The following is a 21,539-nucleotide window of genomic DNA, read 5'->3' as shown; positions in this document are numbered from 1 at the left end:
TCATTAAAACACAATCAGTATAGACATCTATTCTCAATTGTTTTGTAAGCAGACCCTAGCTTGATCATGATCGAGGCATTGGGGCACAACACTTGTAATCAACCTACTAACCACTCATATTACGCCCTCTATTGATAAAAAATATCCGGCTCCATACACGAAGCATAAAAGACCCTGCTGCTGGATATACTGTAAACAACCTTACATATCTAAACACACACCACAGCTATTTTGCTACCTACTATAACAAGGAAGTGAAACCTATGAATCGAAAAGGCGGGCTTTTTTCCTCTCAGGAACGAGTAAAGCATTATGTTTCACATACGGATGCAGCTGCAGCAAAACAAATCCAAACCATCCTTTCTTCATCCTTACGTAAAGCTGCCGGCAGACCGATTATCGTGGTTTGTATCGGAACAGACCGTTCAACCGGTGATTCATTAGGCCCGCTCGTAGGAATGAAACTCAAACAGATGCAGCTCACTAGATTTCATGTCTATGGCACTTTATCTGACCCCGTTCATGCTGTAAATATGAAGGATAAAATCAATGACATTCAAAAAATACATAAAAACCCGTTTATTATAGCGGTCGATGCATGCTTAGGACGCGTTAAAAGTGTGGGATCGTTTCAAATCGGAGACGGGCCATTAAAGCCGGGAGCTGGTGTGCAAAAAGACCTTCCTGAAGTGGGAGATCTTCATATTAACGGAATTGTGAATGTGAGTGGTTTTATGGAATACTTTGTTTTACAAAATACAAGGCTGCACTTGGTCATGAATATGGCAAGTGTTCTTGCTGAAGGATTGAGTTTAACAGATCGGACAGAGTGGAGGCAGGAACGCCTTAGCCCGCTTCAAAGGATCACGGGGCGAATATAAAACAAAAAACCATCTTCGTTTGAAAGATGGTTTCTGTAATATTTATGAATCTCGTTCAGACAAAAGCTCTAAAATCCGGTCAAGATCTTCATTAGAGAAAAATTCGATTTCGATTTTGCCTTTTTTCTTTTGTCGTTTAATATTAACCGTTGTTCCAAAATAATTTTGGAGGTAAGATTCTCGTTCTTTTAGAACCGCGTCTTTCACAGGTTCTTTTTTCTTTGTTTCACGTGAAACATTCTGATTTAACTGCTGAATCAGCTGTTCAAGCTGGCGAACATTGAGGTGTTCCGCAATCACTTTTTGTACAAGCGGTTCAAGCTTATTTTTGTTTTTCAGGCCAAGAAGCGTGCGTCCATGTCCCATTGAAAGCGTACCTTTGGCAATAAGCTGCTGAATGTTTTCCGGCAGGGTCAGCAATCTTAAATGATTCGCAATATGCGGTCTGCTTTTCCCAAGACGTTTGGCAAGCTGTTCTTGCGTGAGGTCTAAGTGTTTCAGCAAAGAGTCATAGGCCTGAGCCTCTTCAAGCGGCGATAAATCTTCACGCTGAAGGTTTTCCAATAAAGCAATTTCTCTCATTAATGCCTCTGATAATTCACGGACAATCGCCGGAACCGTGTCTAAACCCGCCAGCTTTGCCGCTCGAAAACGCCGTTCGCCCGCAACAATATCATAGCCTTTTAAAGATTTTCTGACGATAAGCGGCTGTAGAATGCCATGCTGCAGCACAGATTCTTTTAGTTCAGCTAATGCCTCGTCATCAAAGTGTTTTCTTGGCTGATAAGGATTAGGGCGTAAATCAGCAACTTTAATTTCTTCAACTGTCTCATCAGACAAATCGACCTGATTAAACAACGCATTAATCCCTTTTCCAAGGCCTTTAGCCATTCGCAGCCACTTCCTTTGCTAAATCTAAATATACTTCTGCGCCTCTTGACCGCGGATCGTATAAAATGATGGGTTTTCCGTGACTCGGTGCCTCACTCAGACGGACATTACGGGGAATAACCGTCTTATATACTTTATCTCTAAAATATTTTTTAACTTCTTCAATCACTTGAATGCCGAGATTTGTCCGGGCATCAAGCATTGTCAGCAATACACCTTCAATCATTAAATCGGTATTCAAATGCTTTTGCACAAGACGTACAGTATTTAATAACTGGCTGAGCCCCTCCAAAGCGTAATATTCGCACTGTACAGGAATCACAACGGAATCTGAGGCAGTAAGCGCGTTAATCGTCAGCAGCCCCAATGACGGCGGACAATCAATAATAATATAATCATAATTCTGCTTTACTGCTTCAAGCGCCCTCTTCAGTCTCACTTCTCTTGAAATCGTCGGAACCAGCTCTATTTCAGCTCCTGCAAGCTGAATCGTCGCAGGAATCACGTCCAAGTTCTCTACTGTCGTTGCTTTAATTATATCTATTACATCTGCATCATCTACTAAAATATCGTACACACACTGCTCTACATCGGCTTTTTCAATCCCTAATCCGCTTGTCGCATTTCCCTGCGGATCAATATCTACCAGCAGAACCCTTTTCCCTATGTAAGCTAAGCATGCCCCAAGGTTGACAGACGTCGTTGTTTTGCCGACTCCGCCTTTTTGGTTCGTAATTGCTATGATTTTTCCCACGATGTCACCTACTTTCACATGAACATGTACTATCTTATTTCTATTCTATCAAAAAAAGATTAAAGCGTTTCATTTTTTTCATCATTTTGTTCCGATTCAGAAGGGAAATAATTGAAAATTTAAAGAACATCTAATACTTTCTCTTATAAATTCTGCGATTTCTATGTTTTTTTGACTTAAAAAAGGGATTTCTCAAAGAAAAAAAGAAGAAGTTACCGTGCAGAATGTACAGGACGGTGAGAATATGGTTTATAAAACAAAGAGAGATGTACCCGTTACGCTGATGATTGTTTTTCTCATATTACTGATACAAGCAGATGCCATTGTTCCTTTTGTGCTGGGAAATATGAGGGTTTCAGGCTGGATCATTTTTACTCTGCTGACGCTTTTAAATGTGCTCATCATTTGGAGCTTTATTGATCTGAAATATGTATTAAGGGAGCATCATTTGATCATTAAAGCCGGACTGATTAAACATCAAATTCCTTACGAAAAAATCGACAAAGTGGTTGAGAAAAAGAAGCTGTGGTCAGGTTTTCGTCTAATCGGCTCTCGTCATACCATCACGATATATTATCTGGGCGGCTGGGGGCACGCAGTGATTTCTCCGCAAGATACTGAAGAATTTATCCACATGCTCAAAGAAAAGAATTCTAATATAACAACATTAACTAAAAGTAATTAATTTCCTTTTATGATATAAATAAAAGCTCTCCTGCTTTTCAGGAGAGCTTTTATTTTGGTATGCGAATCGTTAATTGAATATATTCTTCAAATTCTTCTTCTTCTGTATTCAATTTTACACCGCTGTCTTCAACCATTGATAGTGACTGGCGAATCGTGTTTATTGCAATTCTTGTATCTCTGCTGAACGCTTTGCGTCTCGGCTTTGGTTTTCTCTGGCCTTGCTCCAGCATTTTCACCACGCGGTCTTCCGTCTGCTTTACATTTAAACTTTTCTCAATAATCTCTGTGAGCAGTGTGACTTGGAGCTCAGGCTGTTTCAGCGGAATCAGCGCTCTGGCATGCCGCTCAGTGATTTTCTTCTCCATAATCGCGTCTTGGACCGGCTGAGGCAGCTTTAATAACCGCAGCTTGTTCGCAATTGTTGACTGCCCTTTTCCTAAACGCTGTGCGAGAGCTTCCTGTGTTAAATCATGAAGCTCAAGAAGCCTAGCATAGGCATGCGCTTCCTCAATAGAAGACAGTTCTTCCCGCTGCAAGTTTTCAATTAACGCTACAGAAGCGGTTTCCGTATCCGAAAAATCCTTAATAATAGCCGGAATCTTTTCCCACTCGAGCGATTGAACCGCTCTCCAGCGTCTTTCACCTGCAATGAGTTCGTATTGGCCTTCTTCTTCTGTATGCCTGACAACAATCGGCTGAATAATGCCGTGTGTATGAATGGTCATTGCTAACTCTTTGATTTTTTCATCTGAGAAAATGGTGCGTGGCTGAAAACGGTTGGGAACGATAGCATTTACCGGTATTTCCAGAATCTCTTCTTTGTTTGTCTCTTGTTCAGCAATCTCCGGTTCCTGTTCCTTCTCACCAAGCCCGAAGAAACGAGAGAATGAATGCTTCATGTACCTACACCACCTTTAAAAACTGCCATTTTTATAATTCTATTTTCTCATGGTTTTTCCTGCTGTACATCCACCATTTTTGATGAAAATATGATGGTATTGTCACATCTGGCTGTCTAAATTACCCTTCAATTGGCGATCTATTAGGAGTTCCCGGTTTTCTTGGATACTTCTTAGGTGTATTTTTTGTCTTTCGTATCACCATAATATTACGATCGCTTTCTTCAATAGGCAGCTTAAAGGAATGGATATTCTCAAGTTCTCCTCCAAGCGTCGTGATCGCTTTTTTGCCAGCATTCAGTTCTTCTTCAGCTGATGCGGCTTTTAAAGCAACAAATAAACCGTTTTTCTTCACCAGAGGCAGGCAAAGTTCGCTCAAAACAGATAGTCTTGCAACTGCTCGCGCCGTCACAATATCATAGCTTTCCCGTACGTCTTTCCGCTGTCCGAATGTTTCAGCTCTGTCATGGCAGAATGTCGTATTCTCCAATTGCAAAGCTTCAGACAACTTTTCTAAAAACGTAATCCGTTTGTTTAGTGAATCCACGATTGTGACATGGAGGTGCGGAAAGCATATTTTAATCGGAAGACTCGGAAAACCCGCTCCCGCTCCGACATCACAAATCTTGTTCATCTGATTGAAGTCGACATAAAAAGCGGCTGTAATGGAATCATAAAAATGCTTAAGATACACTTCTTTTTTCTCTGTAATTGAAGTCAGATTGATTTTTTCGTTCCATTCAACCAGCATGTCATAATACAGCTCAAATTGCTCCAGCTGACGGGGAGAAAGGGATATCCCTTTTTCCGCCAAACCAGAAGTGAATTCTTCAATATTCATGCCGTCATCCTTTCTATTCGGCTATCTTCGCAATGCGTCCCTGCTCTAAATACACCAATAGAATTGAAATGTCCGCCGGGTTTACACCGGAAATGCGGGAAGCTTGGGCAACAGACAAAGGACGCACATTTTTTAGTTTTTGACGCGCCTCAGTCGCGATCCCTTTGATTGCGTCATAATCAATTCGATCCGGAATTTTTTTGTTTTCCATCTTCTTCAGTTTTTCCACTTGCTGAAGGGATTTTTCAATATATCCTTCATATTTCACTTGGATTTCTACTTGTTCTGCCACGTCTTGCGGAACCGGCACTTCTGGCGGCGCCAGTTTAGTGACTGTTTCATAGTTCATTTCAGGACGTTTCATCAAGTCTGTGCCGCGAACTCCATCTTTCAATTCGCTTCCGCCAAGAGAACGGATATATTCTTGATTTTCCGGAGATGGCTTGATAATCACAGAGTGAAGACGTTTTTTCTCCGCTTCGATCGCCGCTTTTTTCTTCCCAAAAGCTGCATATCGCTCATCAGAAATCAATCCAATGCGGTGTCCGATTTCTGTCAGACGCAAATCAGCATTGTCATGGCGAAGAAGCAATCTGTATTCTGCACGTGATGTCAAAAGACGGTATGGTTCATTGGTTCCTTTTGTCACAAGGTCATCAATCAGAACCCCAATGTAGGCATCAGAACGGCTTAAAATCACTTCTTCTTCTCCAAGCGCTTTTCGTCCTGCATTGATTCCCGCCATAATTCCTTGTCCCGCAGCTTCTTCATAACCGGATGTTCCGTTAATTTGGCCTGCCGTGTAAAGGTTTGTGATTTTTTTCGTTTCAAGTGTCGGCCACAGCTGTGTTGGTACGATCGCATCGTACTCGATCGCATAGCCGGCTCTCATCATTTGCACGTTTTCAAGACCCGGAATCGTTGCAAGCATTCTTTGCTGTACATCTTCTGGAAGACTTGTAGATAAACCTTGGACATAGACTTCCTGCGTATTTCTGCCTTCCGGCTCAAGGAAGATTTGGTGACGCGGTTTATCATTAAAACGGACAACTTTATCTTCAATGGACGGGCAGTATCTAGGACCCGTCCCTTTGATCATACCCGAATACATCGGTGAACGGTGCAGGTTGCCGTCAATAATCTCATGTGTCTCAGGGCTTGTATATGTCAGCCAGCAAGGAAGCTGATCTGTAATATATTCCACTGTTTCATATGAGAAAGCGCGAGGCACATCGTCACCAGGCTGAATTTCCGTTTTGCTGTAATCAATCGTATCGCTTTTGACGCGAGGCGGCGTACCTGTTTTAAAACGAACAAGGTCAAAGCCCAGTTCCTCCAAATGCTCAGAAAGCTTGATAGAAGGCTGCTGGTTATTCGGACCGCTTGAGTAAGACAGATCTCCAAGAATGATTCGTCCTCTTAAATATGTCCCTGTCGTCATGACAACTGCTTTCGCACGATAATGCGCGCCTGTTTGTGTAATGACACCGCGGCATTCGCCGTCTTCAACGATCAGCCGCTCCACAATTCCTTGCAGCATTGTTAAGTTTGGTTCTTTTTCAAGTGTATTTTTCATTTCGTGCTGATATTGGAATTTGTCTGCTTGTGCACGCAATGCGCGGACGGCAGGACCTTTTCCAGTATTCAGCATTCTCATTTGAATATGCGTTTTATCGATGTTTTTGCCCATTTCTCCGCCGAGCGCGTCAATTTCGCGGACGACAATCCCTTTTGCGGGGCCGCCGACAGACGGATTACATGGCATAAATGCAACCATATCTAGGTTGATGGTCAAGACAAGTGTTTTGGCGCCTTGGCGTGCTGATGCGAGGGCAGCCTCAACACCGGCATGCCCGGCGCCAATCACAATCACATCGTATTGGCCTGCTTCATACCCCATGATTCGGTTCCTCCTTTTATTATTTTCCTAAACAGAATTGTGAAAAGAGCTGATCAATCAAGCTTTCGTGGACAGCATCTCCGATGATTTCGCCCAACAGCTCCCAGCATCTTGTAAGGTCAATTTGCACCATGTCGATCGGGACATCCTGTTCGATGCCGCTAAGTGCATCTTCAATGGCACTTTTTGCTTGCTGTAAAATAGAGATATGGCGTGTATTGCTGACATACGTCAGATCTCCGCTTTCAATGGCACCCGTGTAGAAAAGCGATTGAATCGCTTCTTCTAAATCATTGATGCCTTCCTCTTTTAATAGGGATGTCGTAACAACAGGACGTCCTTTGGCAAGCTCACGGACACGCTCAATGTCAATCTTAGCCTCAAGGTCAGTCTTATTCATAATCACGATAACGTCCATGCCCTCAACCGCTTCAAAAAGCTTTACGTCTTCTTCAGAAAGCTCTTCACTATAATTAAGCACAAGTAAAATCAGGTCCGCTTCCTTTAGAACCTGACGTGAACGTTCAACACCGATTCGTTCAACAATATCCTCTGTTTCACGAATACCTGCAGTATCAACCAGACGAAGCGGAACGCCCCTTACATTAACGTATTCCTCAATCACATCCCGAGTCGTTCCGGGAATATCGGTTACAATGGCTTTCGCCTCATGAACGAGGCTGTTCAGAAGAGATGATTTCCCTACATTCGGCCGTCCGATAATGACAGTAGAAAGACCTTCACGCAAGATTTTTCCCTGCTCAGAAGTCCTCAGCAGCGCCTCAATTTCTTTTTTCACGGCGGTTGCCTTTTCAACCAAAAGCTGATGTGTCATTTCCTCAACATCATCATACTCCGGATAATCGATATTCACCTCAACATGAGCCAGTGTTTCTAAAATCTCACTGCGCAAACGGCGCACCAAAGCAGAAAGACGCCCTTCCATTTGATTCATAGCGACATTCATTGCCCGATCCGTTTTTGCTCTGATTAAGTCCATAACCGCTTCAGCCTGTGAAAGATCGATTCGGCCGTTTAAAAACGCGCGTTTCGTAAATTCACCCGGCTCTGCCAGTCTCGCTCCCTCTCTCAATGCGAGCTGAAGCACTTGGTTTACAGTCACAATTCCCCCGTGACAGTTAATTTCGATGACGTCTTCACGTGTAAAAGTTCTCGGCGCTTTTAACACTGATACCATTACTTCCTCAACGACACGATCCGAAGGTCTGTCTACGATATGACCATAATGAATCGTATGTGATTCAACCGAGCTGAGTGTTTTCCCCTTCGGTCCTTTATACATTTTATCAGCGATTTGAATTGCTTCTGGTCCGCTCAACCGTACAATCGCAATCGCGCCTTCTCCCATCGGAGTGGAAATTGCCGCAATTGTATCCATGCTGTTCACCTCTCTTTACTTATACTTTCATCTATATAAAAAAATTTTATTATGCCAAAACTAAAAGATAACATAGTTTGGTTCGAAGTGGAAGATGTGTTATCCACAGAATTAGGGATTCACCCTCTATTACTTTAACTTATCCACATGTGAATAACAATTAATTTTATTTCCTGAACTTCCTTTTTATCAACAGGATACACCTAAAAAGAAAAAACTTAAACGGCAAAAGCTTGATATTACTAGGAAAAATAGATTTTTTCCATACAAAAAAACCGAAATCCGCTTTTTACCGGACTTCGGTTTTATGCTATTTTTTATGGGAAATAACGAGATGGCGATTTTCGCCTTCACCCATTGAATACGTTTTGATCTGGTGATTTGCATATCCAGAAAGAGTATCATGGATGATTTTTCTTTCACTGGACGGCATAGGTTCAAGATGAACTGCTTTTTTCGTTTTCAACACCTGATCTGCAAGCCTGGTAGCCAGCTGACTCAGAGTTTCTTTTCTTTTCAAGCGATAGTTTTCAGCATCCACCGTCACATGTTTAAATGGGGCTGAATAACGATTAATAACAAGCTGTGTCAAAGTTTCAAGGGCATTTAAGGTTTGTCCTCTTTTCCCAATCAACAGTGCCGCTTTTTCACCTGTTATATGGAAACTCACTGTCTTTTTGTTTTCTTGAACAGTCACATCAGACTTCCCGGCAATGGCTTCGGCAATTGTTTGTAGATAAGACTTCGCTTGCTGAATCGGGTCAATCTTTTCAACAAGCTTTACGACCGCCGGCTTTTTACCGAAAATACCAAGAAATCCTTTGTTTCCCTCATCAATAACGGTAATTTCCACCTTATCCATTGTTAATTCCAGCTCTTGCAACCCAGACTGTACTGCTTCATCGACATTTCGCCCTGCAGCAGTCACGTTCCTCACTTTTTCTTTCCTCCGGCTTTTTGCGGTTCAGGATCTTTTTTAATATCAGGTCCTTTGATAAGGAAAGTTTGCGCAATCATAAACAAGTTACCGACTACCCAATAAAGAGAAAGAGCCGCCGGGAAATTAATTGCAAATACGATAATCATGATCGGCATAATCCAAAGCATCATCGCCATTTGCGGATTTTGCTGCGCATTCCCCGCCATCATCAGCTTTTGCTGAACAAATGTAGCGACCCCGGCAACGATAGGAAGAATATAGTAAGGATCTTTTTCTCCTAAGTCAAACCATAGGAAACTATGCTCTGATATCGCCTGTGTTCTCATGATCGCATGATAGAATCCAATTAAAATCGGCATCTGGATTAAAATCGGGAAACATCCCGCCAACGGATTGACACCGTTCTTTTGGAATAAAGCCATTGTTTCCTGCTGAAGCTTTTGCTGCGTTTTTTGATCCTTTGAACTGTATTTTTCTTTAAGCTTTTGCATTTCCGGCTGTAAAGCCTGCATCGCTTTCGAACTTCTCAGCTGCTTAATCATCAGCGGCAAAATTAATAAACGAATCAAAATGGTAACAAGAATAATTGAAAGCCCATAGTTATCTCCCGTCACTTTCGCTACATACGTAATGAGCTCAGACAATGGATATACTACGTACTTGTCCCAAAAATGCGGACTATCTGCAGTGATCGGCTCTTGCACACTCGAGCATCCAGCCAAAAGCATGAATACGCCAACCATACTTAATAGCAACCCTATTCTCCTTTTCAAGAACATTTCCTCCTATAATCAATCTTTACGCTCTTTTATTGCAAAGCATACTTGTATGTATTTTAGCATCTTTCAGTTTTAAATGGTGTCTTTTTCTGATAACCAGAAAGGAAGCGTTTTTAAAAGTTGTAAGAAAGCAGTGGCAATGCCTACTTTGACGAAGATTTCTTATATAAAGAAGACTTCCTGAATAGATGCTGCAGACTTTTTTTTGTTTCCTCATATGTCAGCTGGCTCGCCGGTTTTCTGGCAATAATGATGTAATCCTTTTCCTTCAGTCTCTCTTTCTCTTCAAGAAAGGCCTGCCGAATCAAACGTTTGATCCGATTTCGCATCACGGCGTTGCCAATTTTTTTGCTGACGGAAAGCCCGACACGCAGCTCATCGTTTTCAGGCTGATCAAGCGTATATAAGACAAATTGGCGGTTCGCTACTGATGTCCCATGCTTAAACACTTTTTGAAAATCTTCATTTTTCTTTAAACGATTTCGCTTCTTCAAATGACTCACTCCGATACTGGCTGGCAGAAACTTTTAAATTTTATGATGAAAAATGAGATGCGTCAGAACCAGGAAGCAAGCCCCGGTTCATTCCGCATCACATCTATCTTTTCCCATAACGTGAAAAAAGACCACTGACATTATTCAGTGGCCTAAGCTGATAATACTTTTCTGCCTTTACGGCGACGGCGTGCTAAAACTAGACGACCGTTTTTTGAACTCATACGGCTTCTGAAGCCATGAACTTTACTGCGTTTACGGTTATTCGGTTGGAATGTTCTTTTCATTTATGACACCTCCCTCGAGGAATAGCTGTTAAAGACAGTCTTACTTATTATATTTGCGTTACCTGTTCATTGTCAACTTCACTAGTGCTTTTGTTTCTCGCAACCATAATAGGATAACATACCTTTTCAACTTTCGAAACCTTATTTTTAAGATTCCTTAAATTAACGAAAAAAGACAACTACAACTTGCCCTAAAATCACGAGTGTGGATATCTTTTACGCCTTTTTTAATATCCACAGAGGTTATCGACAACATTTTCACATTACCAACGTCTGTGGACAAATTTTTTTCAACAGGCTGTCCGCTTTGTGGATAAGATTGTGAGACCCATTGCAAGCTCTCGTTTATTTTGGTATTATATTTGTGTTTTAACTCTTAATTACTAATCTCACCTTCCCTTTTTATCCACAAAGTGTGGATAAGTTGTGGATTGATTTCACACAGCTTGTGTAGAACCTTGTCCACAAGTTGTGAAATTTGTCGAAAAGCTATTTATCTACTATATTATATGTTTTCAACATTTAATGTGTACGAATGGCAAGCGCCATTTGCTCTTTTTTTGTGTTCTATAACAGAGAAAGACGCTATTTTCTATGAAAAGGAGGGACGTGCCGGAAGATGGAAAATATATTAGATCTGTGGAATCAAGCCCTTGCTCAAATCGAAAAAAAGTTGAGCAAACCGAGCTTTGAAACTTGGATGAAATCAACCAAAGCCCACTCACTGCAGGGAGATACATTGACAATCACCGCTCCTAATGAATTTGCCAGAGACTGGCTCGAGTCCAGATACTTGCATCTTATTGCAGATACTATATATGAATTAACCGGGGAAGAATTGAGCATTAAGTTTGTCATTCCTCAAAATCAAGATGTTGAAGATTTTATGCCGAAACCGCAAGTCAAAAAAGCGGTCAAAGAAGAAACATCTGATTTTCCCCAAAATATGCTCAATCCAAAATATACTTTTGATACTTTTGTCATCGGATCTGGAAACCGATTTGCACACGCTGCTTCTCTCGCAGTAGCGGAAGCACCCGCGAAAGCATACAACCCTTTATTTATCTATGGGGGCGTCGGCTTAGGGAAAACACACTTAATGCATGCGATCGGCCATTATGTAATAGATCATAATCCTTCTGCCAAAGTGGTTTATCTGTCTTCTGAGAAATTTACAAACGAATTCATCAACTCTATCCGAGATAATAAAGCCGTCGATTTCCGCAATCGCTATCGAAATGTCGATGTGCTTTTGATAGATGATATTCAATTTTTAGCGGGAAAAGAACAGACCCAGGAAGAATTTTTCCATACATTTAACACATTGCACGAAGAAAGCAAACAAATCGTCATTTCAAGTGACAGACCGCCAAAAGAAATTCCGACACTTGAAGACAGATTACGTTCTCGTTTTGAATGGGGCCTGATTACGGATATCACGCCGCCTGATTTGGAGACGAGAATTGCGATTTTAAGAAAAAAAGCCAAAGCAGAAGGCCTCGATATTCCGAATGAGGTTATGCTTTACATCGCAAATCAAATCGACAGCAATATTCGGGAACTTGAAGGAGCATTAATCAGAGTTGTTGCTTACTCATCTTTAATTAATAAAGATATTAATGCTGATCTGGCCGCTGAGGCGCTGAAAGATATTATTCCTTCTTCAAAACCGAAAGTCATTACGATAAAAGAAATTCAGAGGGTAGTAGGCCAGCAATTTAATATTAAACTCGAGGATTTCAAAGCAAAAAAACGGACAAAATCAGTTGCTTTCCCGCGCCAAATTGCCATGTACTTATCAAGGGAAATGACTGATTCCTCTCTTCCTAAAATCGGGGAAGAATTTGGAGGCCGTGACCATACGACGGTTATTCATGCGCATGAAAAAATTTCAAAACTGCTGACAGATGATGAACAGCTTCAGCAGCATGTAAAAGAAATTAAAGAACAGCTTAAATAGCAGGACCGGGGATTAATCGGGGAAAGTGTGAATAACTTTTCATTAGTCATGCACAGTCTGTCCACATGTGGATAGGCTGTGTTTCCTGTCTTTTTCACAACTTATCCACAAATCCACAAGCCCTACTATTACTGCTACTATTTTTTTTAAAAAAATATATATATAAATACATTATCCGTTAGGAGGATAAAAATGAAATTCACGATTCAAAAAGATCGTCTTGTTGAAAGTGTCCAAGATGTATTAAAAGCCGTTTCATCCAGAACTACAATTCCCATCTTGACTGGTATTAAAATCGTTGCATCAGATGATGGAGTATCCTTTACGGGAAGCGATTCAGATATTTCTATCGAATCCTTTATTCCAAAAGAAGAAGGAGATAAAGAAATTGTCACGATAGAACAGCCTGGAAGCATCGTCTTACAAGCCCGCTTCTTTAGTGAAATTGTCAAAAAACTGCCGATGGCAATGGTGGAAATCGAAGTGCAAAATCAGTATTTGACTATTATCCGTTCGGGCAAAGCAGAATTTAATCTAAACGGGCTTGACGCTGATGAATATCCGCACTTGCCACAGATCGAAGAGCATCATGCGATTCAGATCCCAACTGATTTGTTAAAAAATCTGATCAGACAAACAGTGTTCGCGGTGTCCACCTCAGAAACACGCCCTATCTTGACAGGTGTAAACTGGAACGTGGAAAAAAGTGAATTATTATGCACTGCGACGGATAGCCACCGTCTGGCATTAAGAAAAGCGAAACTTGATATTCCAGAAGACAGATCTTATAACGTCGTTATCCCGGGAAAAAGCTTAACCGAACTCAGTAAGATTTTGGATGACAATCAGGAACTTGTAGATATCGTGATCACAGAAACTCAAGTTCTGTTTAAAGCGAAAAACGTCTTGTTCTTCTCGCGGCTTCTGGACGGAAATTACCCGGACACAACCAGCCTGATTCCGCAGGAAAGCAAAACAGAAATCATTGTGAACACGAAAGAATTCCTTCAGGCGATTGATCGTGCATCCCTTCTAGCTAGAGAGGGGCGCAACAACGTAGTGAAACTTTCTGCAAAACCTGCTGAATCCATTGAGATTTCTTCTAACTCACCTGAAATCGGTAAAGTTGTGGAAGCGATTCTTGCAGATCAAATTGATGGTGAGGAATTAAATATCTCATTTAGTCCAAAATATATGTTGGATGCACTAAAGGTGCTTGAAGGAGCAGAGATACGCGTAAGCTTTACAGGTGCAATGAGGCCTTTCTTAATTCGCACGCCGAATGATGAAACGATTGTACAGCTTATCCTTCCTGTCAGAACCTATTAATCCGATACACGCTGCCGACCCGTTCGGCAGCTTTTCTATTCGGTATCTGCTCCGACAAGTTTTCCCTTTCCCTAATTCGTTTTTTTTTAGTACAATTAGATATTAGTGATATTTGAAAGAGGTCGATATAATGGCAAATCCGATTTCAATTGATACAGAGATGATTACACTTGGACAATTCTTGAAATTAGCCGATGTCATTCAGTCAGGCGGTATGGCGAAGTGGTTTTTGAGCGAGCATGAAGTGCTGGTGAACAACGAACCGGACAACCGCCGAGGCAGAAAGCTGTATGTTGGAGATGTGGTAGAGATTGAAGGATTTGGTTCTTTTCAAGTCGTCAATTAAAGCGGGTGATACTGATTGTATATCCAGAACTTAGAACTGACATCTTACCGCAACTACGAACATGCTGAACTCCAATTTGAAAACAAAGTAAATGTCATCATCGGAGAAAACGCCCAGGGGAAAACAAACCTCATGGAGGCGATCTATGTCTTGTCCATGGCGAAATCGCACCGGACATCAAATGACAAAGAACTTATACGGTGGGACAAAGACTATGCTAAAATAGAGGGAAGAGTGATGAAGCAAAACGGAGCGATCCCGATGCAGCTCGTCATCTCCAAAAAGGGTAAAAAGGGCAAGGTCAACCATATTGAACAGCAAAAGCTCAGCCGGTATGTCGGGGCCCTCAACACCATCATGTTCGCGCCGGAAGATTTAAATCTGGTAAAGGGGAGCCCTCAAGTGAGAAGGCGGTTTCTTGACATGGAAATTGGACAGGTTTCTCCTGTCTACCTGCATGATCTTTCTCTTTACCAAAAAATCCTTTCCCAGCGAAATCATTTTTTGAAGCAGCTGCAAACAAGAAAACAAACTGACAGAACGATGCTCGATGTTTTGACCGATCAGCTTGTAGAAGTTGCGTCAAAAGTCGTTGTAAAACGCCTGCAGTTTACAGCGCAGCTTGAAAAATGGGCGCAGCCTATTCATACGGGCATCTCAAGAGGGCTTGAGGAGCTGACCCTGAAGTACCATACGGCTCTTGAGGTATCAGATCCTAAAGACTTGTCGAAAATAGGAGATAGCTATCAAGAAGCGTTTTCTAAATTAAGAGAAAAAGAAATTGAGCGCGGTGTTACGCTGTCAGGTCCTCATCGTGACGATGTTCTTTTCTATGTGAACGGACGCGATGTGCAGACGTATGGTTCACAAGGACAGCAGCGAACGACGGCATTGTCCCTTAAACTTGCGGAGATTGACCTGATCCATGAGGAAATCGGAGAATATCCCATTTTACTATTGGATGATGTATTGAGTGAGCTGGATGATTATCGCCAGTCACACTTGCTTCATACGATCCAAGGCCGTGTACAAACGTTTGTCACAACGACAAGCGTTGATGGCATTGATCACGAAACCTTACGTCAAGCAGGAATGTTCCGTGTGCAAAACGGTGCGTTAGTGAAGTGAAGAAATGAGGTGGGCAATTGTATATTCATTTAGGTGATGACTTTGTGGTTTCAACACGAGATATTGTCGGCATTTTTGATTTTAAAGCCAACATGTCGCCTATTGTTGAAGAATTTCTGAAAAAACAGAAACACAAGGTGGTGCCTTCCGTAAACGGCACGCCAAAATCTATCGTAGTCACGGTTCAGAATATATATTACTCTCCCTTATCTTCCAGTACATTAAAAAAACGTGCGCAATTTATGTTTGAAATAGATTCTTAGAAGTTTTTTATCACGAATATATCGTTTAGAAAAGTGTAGGTGAATGACGTGGCTATGGAACAGCAGCAAAACAGTTATGATGAAAATCAGATACAGGTTCTGGAGGGATTGGAAGCTGTTCGTAAAAGACCGGGAATGTACATCGGTTCAACAAACAGCAAAGGCCTTCACCATCTGGTATGGGAAATTGTCGACAATAGTATTGACGAAGCCCTCGCCGGTTATTGTACGGATATCAATATCCAAATCGAAAAAGACAACAGCATCACGGTGGTAGATAACGGCCGCGGTATTCCAGTCGGTATTCATGAAAAAATGGGCCGGCCTGCGGTAGAGGTCATTATGACGGTGCTTCATGCCGGAGGGAAATTTGACGGAAGCGGTTATAAAGTATCCGGAGGATTGCACGGTGTAGGTGCGTCAGTCGTAAACGCACTTTCAACCGAGCTTGTTGTGACGGTACACCGTGACGGAAAAATCCACCGTCAAACCTATAAACGCGGAGTTCCGGTTTCAGACCTTGAAATCATTGGCGAAACAGATCACTCAGGAACGACGACACATTTTGTCCCAGATCCTGAGATTTTCACAGAAACAACTGTGTATGATTATGATCTGCTTGCTAACCGTGTGCGCGAATTAGCCTTTTTGACAAAAGGCGTAAACATCACGATTGAAGATAAACGTGAAGGACAAGAGCGCAAAAATGAGTACCATTACGAAGGCGGAATTAAAAGTTATGTAGAGTATTTAAACCGTTCTAAAGAAGTTGTCCATGAAGAGCCGATTTACATTGAAGGCGAAAAGGACGGCATTACGGTTGAAGTGGCTTTGCAATATAATGACAGCTACACAAGCAACATTTACTCGTTTACAAATAACATTAACACGTATGAAGGCGGGACCCACGAAGCCGGCTTCAAAACGGGCCTGACTCGTGTGATCAATGATTACGCCAGAAAAAAAGGGCTCATTAAAGAAAATGATCCGAATTTAAGCGGTGACGACGTAAGAGAAGGGCTAACCGCGATTATTTCCATCAAACACCCTGATCCGCAGTTTGAAGGCCAAACGAAAACAAAACTAGGCAACTCAGAAGCGCGGACGATCACCGATACGTTATTTTCTGCGGCATTGGAAACATTTATGCTGGAAAATCCAGATGCGGCCAAAAAAATTGTCGACAAAGGTTTGATGGCGGCAAGAGCAAGAATGGCTGCGAAAAAAGCGCGTGAGTTAACACGCCGCAAGAGTGCTTTGGAAATTTCAAACCTTCCCGGTAAGCTAGCGGACTGCTCATCAAAAGATCCGAGCATTTCCGAGTTATATATCGTAGAGGGTGACTCTGCCGGAGGATCAGCTAAACAAGGCCGCGACAGACATTTCCAAGCCATTTTGCCGCTTAGAGGTAAAATCTTAAACGTTGAAAAAGCAAGATTGGACAAAATCCTTTCCAACAACGAAGTTCGTTCTATGATCACAGCACTTGGAACAGGTATAGGGGAAGATTTCAACTTGGGGAAAGCCCGTTACCACAAAGTTGTCATTATGACTGATGCTGACGTTGATGGCGCGCACATCAGAACACTGCTGTTAACGTTCTTTTACAGATATATGCGCCAAATTATTGAAAATGGCTACGTGTATATTGCGCAGCCGCCGCTCTACAAGGTTCAACAGGGAAAACGTGTTGAATATGCATATAATGACAAAGAACTTGATGATCTGTTGAAAACTCTTCCTCAAACGCCTAAGCCTGGCTTGCAGCGTTATAAAGGTCTTGGAGAAATGAATGCGACCCAGCTATGGGAGACAACCATGGATCCGAGCTCCAGAACACTTCTTCAGGTAACTCTTGAAGATGCAATGGATGCCGATGAGACATTTGAAATGCTGATGGGCGACAAAGTAGAACCGCGCCGAAACTTCATAGAAGCGAATGCGAGATACGTTAAAAATCTTGACATCTAATCATAAAAAGCCTTATTTCCAATAAGAAATAAGGCTTTTTTCTGAACGAGATCAGATGCAGTAATGCTTGCAATACCTATATATTCTAGCAATTTAATGTGTATAATCATAAGTTTATTGATATAATGGAGAATAGTGAAATCGTATTGAAGATCATAATGGACAATCTACTCCCACATATTTCATGTGATACTTCAGGGAGGTTTTTTAATGAGTGAACAAAACACACCACAAGTTCGTGAAATAAATATCAGTCAGGAAATGCGTACGTCCTTCTTGGATTATGCAATGAGCGTTATCGTGTCCCGTGCTCTTCCAGATGTCCGTGACGGTTTAAAACCGGTTCACAGACGGATTTTGTATGCAATGAACGATCTGGGCATGACAAGTGACAAGGCTTATAAAAAATCCGCGCGTATCGTCGGAGAAGTTATCGGGAAATACCACCCGCATGGTGATTCAGCGGTATATGAATCCATGGTCAGAATGGCGCAAGATTTCAACTATCGTTATATGCTCGTTGACGGTCACGGAAACTTTGGTTCTGTTGACGGGGACTCTGCGGCTGCCATGCGTTATACGGAAGCAAGAATGTCTAAAATCTCGATGGAAATTCTTCGAGACATCACAAAAGACACAATCGATTATCAGGACAACTATGACGGATCAGAAAGAGAACCTGTCGTTATGCCTTCAAGGTTCCCGAATCTGCTTGTAAACGGCGCTGCCGGAATTGCGGTAGGCATGGCAACAAACATTCCTCCGCACCAGTTGGGAGAAATCATTGACGGTGTGCTTGCTGTCAGTGAAAATCCTGAAATCGCAGTACAGGAGCTTATGGAGATTATTCCTGGTCCTGACTTCCCGACTGCGGGGCAAATTTTGGGCCGAAGCGGTATTCGTAAAGCATACGAATCAGGACGAGGCTCGATTACGATCCGGGCAAAAGCGGAGATCGAACAAACATCGTCAGGAAAAGAAAGAATTGTCGTAACAGAACTTCCATACCAAGTAAATAAAGCAAAACTAATCGAAAAAATCGCTGATCTTGTCAGAGATAAGAAGATAGAAGGTATTACCGATCTACGTGATGAATCTGACCGCACAGGTATGAGAATCGTCATTGAAATCAGAAGAGATGCCAACGCGCATGTCATTCTAAATAATCTATATAAGCAAACAGCTTTGCAAACTTCTTTTGGTATCAATCTGCTTGCGCTTGTTGACGGACAGCCAAAAGTTTTAAATTTAAAGCAATGCTTGGAGTATTACCTAGATCACCAAAAAGTCGTAATCAGACGCCGTACTGCTTATGAATTGCGTAAAGCGGAGGCAAGAGCACATATCTTGGAAGGATTGAGAATTGCTCTTGATCATCTTGATGCAGTTATTTCCCTTATCCGTAATTCTCAAACGGCTGAAATTGCGAGAACAGGATTAATTGAACAATTCTCGCTGACTGAAAAACAAGCCCAAGCTATTCTTGATATGAGACTGCAGCGTTTAACAGGATTGGAACGTGAAAAGATTGAAGAGGAGTACCGATCCCTTGTTAAATTAATTGCAGAGCTTAAAGAAATCTTGGCCAATGAAGAAAAAGTGCTTGAGATCATTCGTGAAGAACTCATAGAAATTAAAGAGCGTTTTAACGATGAAAGACGCACTGAGATCGTCACTGCCGGTCTTGAAACAATTGAAGATGAAGATCTCATCGAAAGAGAAAACATCGTTGTCACCCTGACACACAACGGATATATCAAACGTCTGCCTGCCTCAACCTACCGCAGTCAAAAGCGTGGCGGAAAAGGCGTTCAGGGCATGGGGACAAACGAAGATGATTTCGTTGAACATCTGATCTCTACATCAACGCATGACACGATTCTTTTCTTCTCGAACAAGGGGAAAGTGTATCGTGCAAAAGGATATGAAATCCCTGAATACGGCAGAACAGCAAAAGGAATCCCGATTATCAACCTGTTGGAAGTAGAAAAAGGTGAATGGATTAACGCGATTATTCCAGTCTCTGAATTCAACGCGGAACTTTACCTTTTCTTCACAACAAAGCACGGGGTTTCAAAACGAACTTCGCTTTCTCAGTTCGCTAATATCCGTAACAATGGCTTAATCGCTCTGAGTCTTCGTGAGGATGATGAATTGATGGGTGTACGTCTAACTGACGGCACAAAACAAATGGTCATCGGAACGAAAAATGGATTGCTGATTCGTTTCCCTGAAACGGATGTTCGGGAAATGGGAAGAACTGCGGCAGGCGTAAAAGGTATCACCCTGACTGATGATGACGTTGTTGTCGGAATGGAGATATTAGAGGAAGAATCACATGTCCTTATCGTAACTGAAAAAGGTTACGGAAAACGAACTCCGGCTGAAGAGTACAGAACCCAAAGCCGTGGCGGAAAAGGACTCAAAACAGCGAAAATCACCGAGAACAACGGCCAATTAGTAACAGTAAAAGCTACTAAAGGTGAAGAGGATCTAATGATTATTACAGCCAGCGGCGTACTCATTAGAATGGACATTGATGACATCTCAACCACCGGACGTGTCACTCAAGGTGTGCGCCTTATCAGAATGGCGGAAGAAGAGCATGTTGCTACAGTAGCATTAGTGGAGAAAAATGAAGAAGATGATCAAGAAGAAACACAAGAAGAAGTGTGAGAAAAAGCGCAGCTGAAAAAGCTGCGCTTTTTTTGTGCCATAACCCTTTACAGTCATAAGATTTATGGTATAATCATTTCTGTTGTCTTTTAAAAGACATAAACATGACTAGCAAAAACTTTTCTCGAAAAAGTATTGACCTAGTTAACTAAAAATGTTACTATTAAATAGTCGCTTCGAGAGAAGCACGCAAAGTTCTTTGAAAACTAAACAAGACAAAACGTACCTGTTAATTCATTTTTTTATAAATCGCACAGTGATGTGCGTAGTCAGTCAAACTAGGCCTGCACGATGCAGGTCACACAGGTGTTGCCGCAGGATGCGGTGAACTTAACCTGTGATCCATTATCGGAGAGTTTGATCCTGGCTCAGGACGAACGCTGGCGGCGTGCCTAATACATGCAAGTCGAGCGGACAGATGGGAGCTTGCTCCCTGATGTTAGCGGCGGACGGGTGAGTAACACGTGGGTAACCTGCCTGTAAGACTGGGATAACTCCGGGAAACCGGGGCTAATACCGGATGCTTGTTTGAACCGCATGGTTCAAACATAAAAGGTGGCTTCGGCTACCACTTACAGATGGACCCGCGGCGCATTAGCTAGTTGGTGAGGTAACGGCTCACCAAGGCAACGATGCGTAGCCGACCTGAGAGGGTGATCGGCCACACTGGGACTGAGACACGGCCCAGACTCCTACGGGAGGCAGCAGTAGGGAATCTTCCGCAATGGACGAAAGTCTGACGGAGCAACGCCGCGTGAGTGATGAAGGTTTTCGGATCGTAAAGCTCTGTTGTTAGGGAAGAACAAGTACCGTTCGAATAGGGCGGTACCTTGACGGTACCTAACCAGAAAGCCACGGCTAACTACGTGCCAGCAGCCGCGGTAATACGTAGGTGGCAAGCGTTGTCCGGAATTATTGGGCGTAAAGGGCTCGCAGGCGGTTTCTTAAGTCTGATGTGAAAGCCCCCGGCTCAACCGGGGAGGGTCATTGGAAACTGGGGAACTTGAGTGCAGAAGAGGAGAGTGGAATTCCACGTGTAGCGGTGAAATGCGTAGAGATGTGGAGGAACACCAGTGGCGAAGGCGACTCTCTGGTCTGTAACTGACGCTGAGGA

At 42.4% G+C, this 21,539-nt stretch carries 19 protein-coding genes and 1 rRNA gene (1 of these 20 only partly in view); 10 read left to right on the top strand and 10 right to left on the bottom strand.

From position 1 onward, the window contains the following. The first annotated feature begins 263 nt into the window (after nucleotides 1-263). A complete protein-coding gene (gene yyaC, locus ACMX2I_RS00540; RefSeq protein ID WP_148963137.1) occupies nucleotides 264-881 on the top strand; it encodes a spore protease YyaC in 618 nt (205 codons plus the stop codon). Between the two features lie 42 nt (nucleotides 882-923). Here yyaC and spo0J read toward each other — a convergent pair whose 3' ends face one another. Further along, entirely contained in the window at nucleotides 924-1,772 is an 849-nt protein-coding gene (gene spo0J, locus ACMX2I_RS00535; protein WP_394715607.1) for a stage 0 sporulation protein Spo0J, read from the bottom strand. Further along, on the bottom strand, nucleotides 1,765-2,526 hold the full coding sequence (soj, locus tag ACMX2I_RS00530; protein ID WP_003219244.1) for a sporulation initiation inhibitor protein Soj: 762 nt from the start codon (nucleotides 2,524-2,526) through the stop codon (nucleotides 1,765-1,767). The genes spo0J and soj overlap by 8 nt, the downstream gene beginning before the upstream one ends. A gap of 244 nt (nucleotides 2,527-2,770) precedes the next feature. On the opposite strand from soj, the gene ACMX2I_RS00525 reads away from it, so the two are divergent. Then, nucleotides 2,771-3,211, top strand: a complete 441-nt coding sequence (locus ACMX2I_RS00525; RefSeq protein ID WP_087993767.1) for a PH domain-containing protein — start codon at nucleotides 2,771-2,773, stop codon at nucleotides 3,209-3,211. A 49-nt stretch (nucleotides 3,212-3,260) separates the two neighbouring features. On the opposite strand, the gene noc is transcribed toward ACMX2I_RS00525, so the two are convergent. From noc to rpmH, 8 genes are all read right to left on the bottom strand, one after another. Continuing rightward, nucleotides 3,261-4,112 (bottom strand): nucleoid occlusion protein, encoded by an 852-nt coding sequence (gene noc / locus ACMX2I_RS00520; protein WP_414955844.1) that lies wholly within the window; start codon nucleotides 4,110-4,112, stop codon nucleotides 3,261-3,263. A gap of 121 nt (nucleotides 4,113-4,233) precedes the next feature. Further along, entirely contained in the window at nucleotides 4,234-4,953 is a 720-nt protein-coding gene (gene rsmG, locus ACMX2I_RS00515) for a 16S rRNA (guanine(527)-N(7))-methyltransferase RsmG (protein WP_414955843.1), read from the bottom strand. 13 nt (nucleotides 4,954-4,966) lie between these two features. Continuing rightward, entirely contained in the window at nucleotides 4,967-6,853 is a 1,887-nt protein-coding gene (gene mnmG, locus ACMX2I_RS00510; protein WP_087993747.1) for a tRNA uridine-5-carboxymethylaminomethyl(34) synthesis enzyme MnmG, read from the bottom strand. Nucleotides 6,854-6,872: 19 nt separating this feature from the next. Then, nucleotides 6,873-8,252: a tRNA uridine-5-carboxymethylaminomethyl(34) synthesis GTPase MnmE gene (gene mnmE / locus ACMX2I_RS00505; RefSeq protein WP_394715609.1), complete on the bottom strand. Its 1,380-nt coding sequence runs from the start codon at nucleotides 8,250-8,252 to the stop codon at nucleotides 6,873-6,875. 310 nt (nucleotides 8,253-8,562) lie between these two features. Further along, entirely contained in the window at nucleotides 8,563-9,189 is a 627-nt protein-coding gene (jag, locus tag ACMX2I_RS00500; RefSeq protein ID WP_414955842.1) for an RNA-binding cell elongation regulator Jag/EloR, read from the bottom strand. Further along, nucleotides 9,186-9,971 (bottom strand): YidC family membrane integrase SpoIIIJ, encoded by a 786-nt coding sequence (gene spoIIIJ / locus ACMX2I_RS00495; protein ID WP_087993744.1) that lies wholly within the window; start codon nucleotides 9,969-9,971, stop codon nucleotides 9,186-9,188. The genes jag and spoIIIJ overlap by 4 nt, the downstream gene beginning before the upstream one ends. A 143-nt stretch (nucleotides 9,972-10,114) precedes the next feature. Further along, a complete protein-coding gene (gene rnpA, locus ACMX2I_RS00490; RefSeq protein WP_003242628.1) occupies nucleotides 10,115-10,465 on the bottom strand; it encodes a ribonuclease P protein component in 351 nt (116 codons plus the stop codon). A 152-nt stretch (nucleotides 10,466-10,617) separates the two neighbouring features. Next, a complete protein-coding gene (gene rpmH / locus ACMX2I_RS00485) occupies nucleotides 10,618-10,752 on the bottom strand; it encodes a 50S ribosomal protein L34 (RefSeq protein ID WP_003178075.1) in 135 nt (44 codons plus the stop codon). Nucleotides 10,753-11,371: 619 nt separating this feature from the next. Between rpmH and dnaA the strand changes: the two genes are divergently transcribed. The 8 genes from dnaA to ACMX2I_RS00445 form a co-directional block, all read left to right on the top strand. Beyond that, nucleotides 11,372-12,712 (top strand): chromosomal replication initiator protein DnaA, encoded by a 1,341-nt coding sequence (gene dnaA, locus ACMX2I_RS00480; protein ID WP_039074864.1) that lies wholly within the window; start codon nucleotides 11,372-11,374, stop codon nucleotides 12,710-12,712. 192 nt (nucleotides 12,713-12,904) lie between these two features. Beyond that, nucleotides 12,905-14,041, top strand: coding sequence for a DNA polymerase III subunit beta (dnaN, locus tag ACMX2I_RS00475; RefSeq protein WP_202327738.1), 1,137 nt, complete (start codon nucleotides 12,905-12,907; stop codon nucleotides 14,039-14,041). A 130-nt stretch (nucleotides 14,042-14,171) separates the two neighbouring features. After that, complete coding sequence (rlbA, locus tag ACMX2I_RS00470) at nucleotides 14,172-14,387, top strand: ribosome maturation protein RlbA (protein WP_003219264.1); 216 nt, start codon at nucleotides 14,172-14,174, stop codon at nucleotides 14,385-14,387. A gap of 15 nt (nucleotides 14,388-14,402) precedes the next feature. Next, on the top strand, nucleotides 14,403-15,515 hold the full coding sequence (gene recF, locus ACMX2I_RS00465; protein WP_414955841.1) for a DNA replication/repair protein RecF: 1,113 nt from the start codon (nucleotides 14,403-14,405) through the stop codon (nucleotides 15,513-15,515). Nucleotides 15,516-15,532: 17 nt separating this feature from the next. Next, on the top strand, nucleotides 15,533-15,778 hold the full coding sequence (gene remB, locus ACMX2I_RS00460; RefSeq protein ID WP_003219266.1) for an extracellular matrix regulator RemB: 246 nt from the start codon (nucleotides 15,533-15,535) through the stop codon (nucleotides 15,776-15,778). Between the two features lie 54 nt (nucleotides 15,779-15,832). Continuing rightward, nucleotides 15,833-17,749 carry a DNA topoisomerase (ATP-hydrolyzing) subunit B gene (gyrB, locus tag ACMX2I_RS00455; RefSeq protein WP_148963437.1) on the top strand — a complete coding sequence of 639 codons (1,917 nt, stop codon included), beginning with the start codon at nucleotides 15,833-15,835 and terminating at the stop codon, nucleotides 17,747-17,749. Nucleotides 17,750-17,959: 210 nt separating this feature from the next. Beyond that, nucleotides 17,960-20,425, top strand: a complete 2,466-nt coding sequence (gyrA, locus tag ACMX2I_RS00450) for a DNA topoisomerase (ATP-hydrolyzing) subunit A (protein WP_087993740.1) — start codon at nucleotides 17,960-17,962, stop codon at nucleotides 20,423-20,425. Between the two features lie 345 nt (nucleotides 20,426-20,770). After that, a 16S ribosomal RNA gene (locus ACMX2I_RS00445) occupies nucleotides 20,771-21,539 on the top strand (it continues 781 nt past the right edge of the window).

The sequence above is a fragment of the Bacillus sp. SW14 genome (genome assembly GCF_047608225.1).
In the GTDB taxonomy this organism is placed as follows: Bacteria; Bacillota; Bacilli; order Bacillales; family Bacillaceae; genus Bacillus; species Bacillus subtilis_G.
Note: the sequence above shows the minus strand (reverse complement) of the source record. Positions and strands in the feature narration are given on the sequence as shown.

Bases quoted from the DNA above. Each gene is read 5' to 3' on its own strand.
- yyaC (WP_148963137.1), top strand. From the start codon at position 264: ATGAATCGAAAAGGCGGGCTTTTTTCCTCTCAGGAACGAGTAAAGCAT.
- rpmH (WP_003178075.1), bottom strand. From the start codon at position 10,752: ATGAAAAGAACATTCCAACCGAATAACCGTAAACGCAGTAAAGTTCAT.
- mnmG (WP_087993747.1), bottom strand. From the start codon at position 6,853: ATGGGGTATGAAGCAGGCCAATACGATGTGATTGTGATTGGCGCCGGG.
- spo0J (WP_394715607.1), bottom strand. From the start codon at position 1,772: ATGGCTAAAGGCCTTGGAAAAGGGATTAATGCGTTGTTTAATCAGGTC.
- mnmE (WP_394715609.1), bottom strand. From the start codon at position 8,252: ATGGATACAATTGCGGCAATTTCCACTCCGATGGGAGAAGGCGCGATT.
- dnaA (WP_039074864.1), top strand. From the start codon at position 11,372: ATGGAAAATATATTAGATCTGTGGAATCAAGCCCTTGCTCAAATCGAA.
- noc (WP_414955844.1), bottom strand. From the start codon at position 4,112: ATGAAGCATTCATTCTCTCGTTTCTTCGGGCTTGGTGAGAAGGAACAG.
- rlbA (WP_003219264.1), top strand. From the start codon at position 14,172: ATGGCAAATCCGATTTCAATTGATACAGAGATGATTACACTTGGACAA.
- dnaN (WP_202327738.1), top strand. From the start codon at position 12,905: ATGAAATTCACGATTCAAAAAGATCGTCTTGTTGAAAGTGTCCAAGAT.
- spoIIIJ (WP_087993744.1), bottom strand. From the start codon at position 9,971: ATGTTCTTGAAAAGGAGAATAGGGTTGCTATTAAGTATGGTTGGCGTA.
- rsmG (WP_414955843.1), bottom strand. From the start codon at position 4,953: ATGAATATTGAAGAATTCACTTCTGGTTTGGCGGAAAAAGGGATATCC.
- gyrB (WP_148963437.1), top strand. From the start codon at position 15,833: ATGGAACAGCAGCAAAACAGTTATGATGAAAATCAGATACAGGTTCTG.
- gyrA (WP_087993740.1), top strand. From the start codon at position 17,960: ATGAGTGAACAAAACACACCACAAGTTCGTGAAATAAATATCAGTCAG.
- ACMX2I_RS00525 (WP_087993767.1), top strand. From the start codon at position 2,771: ATGGTTTATAAAACAAAGAGAGATGTACCCGTTACGCTGATGATTGTT.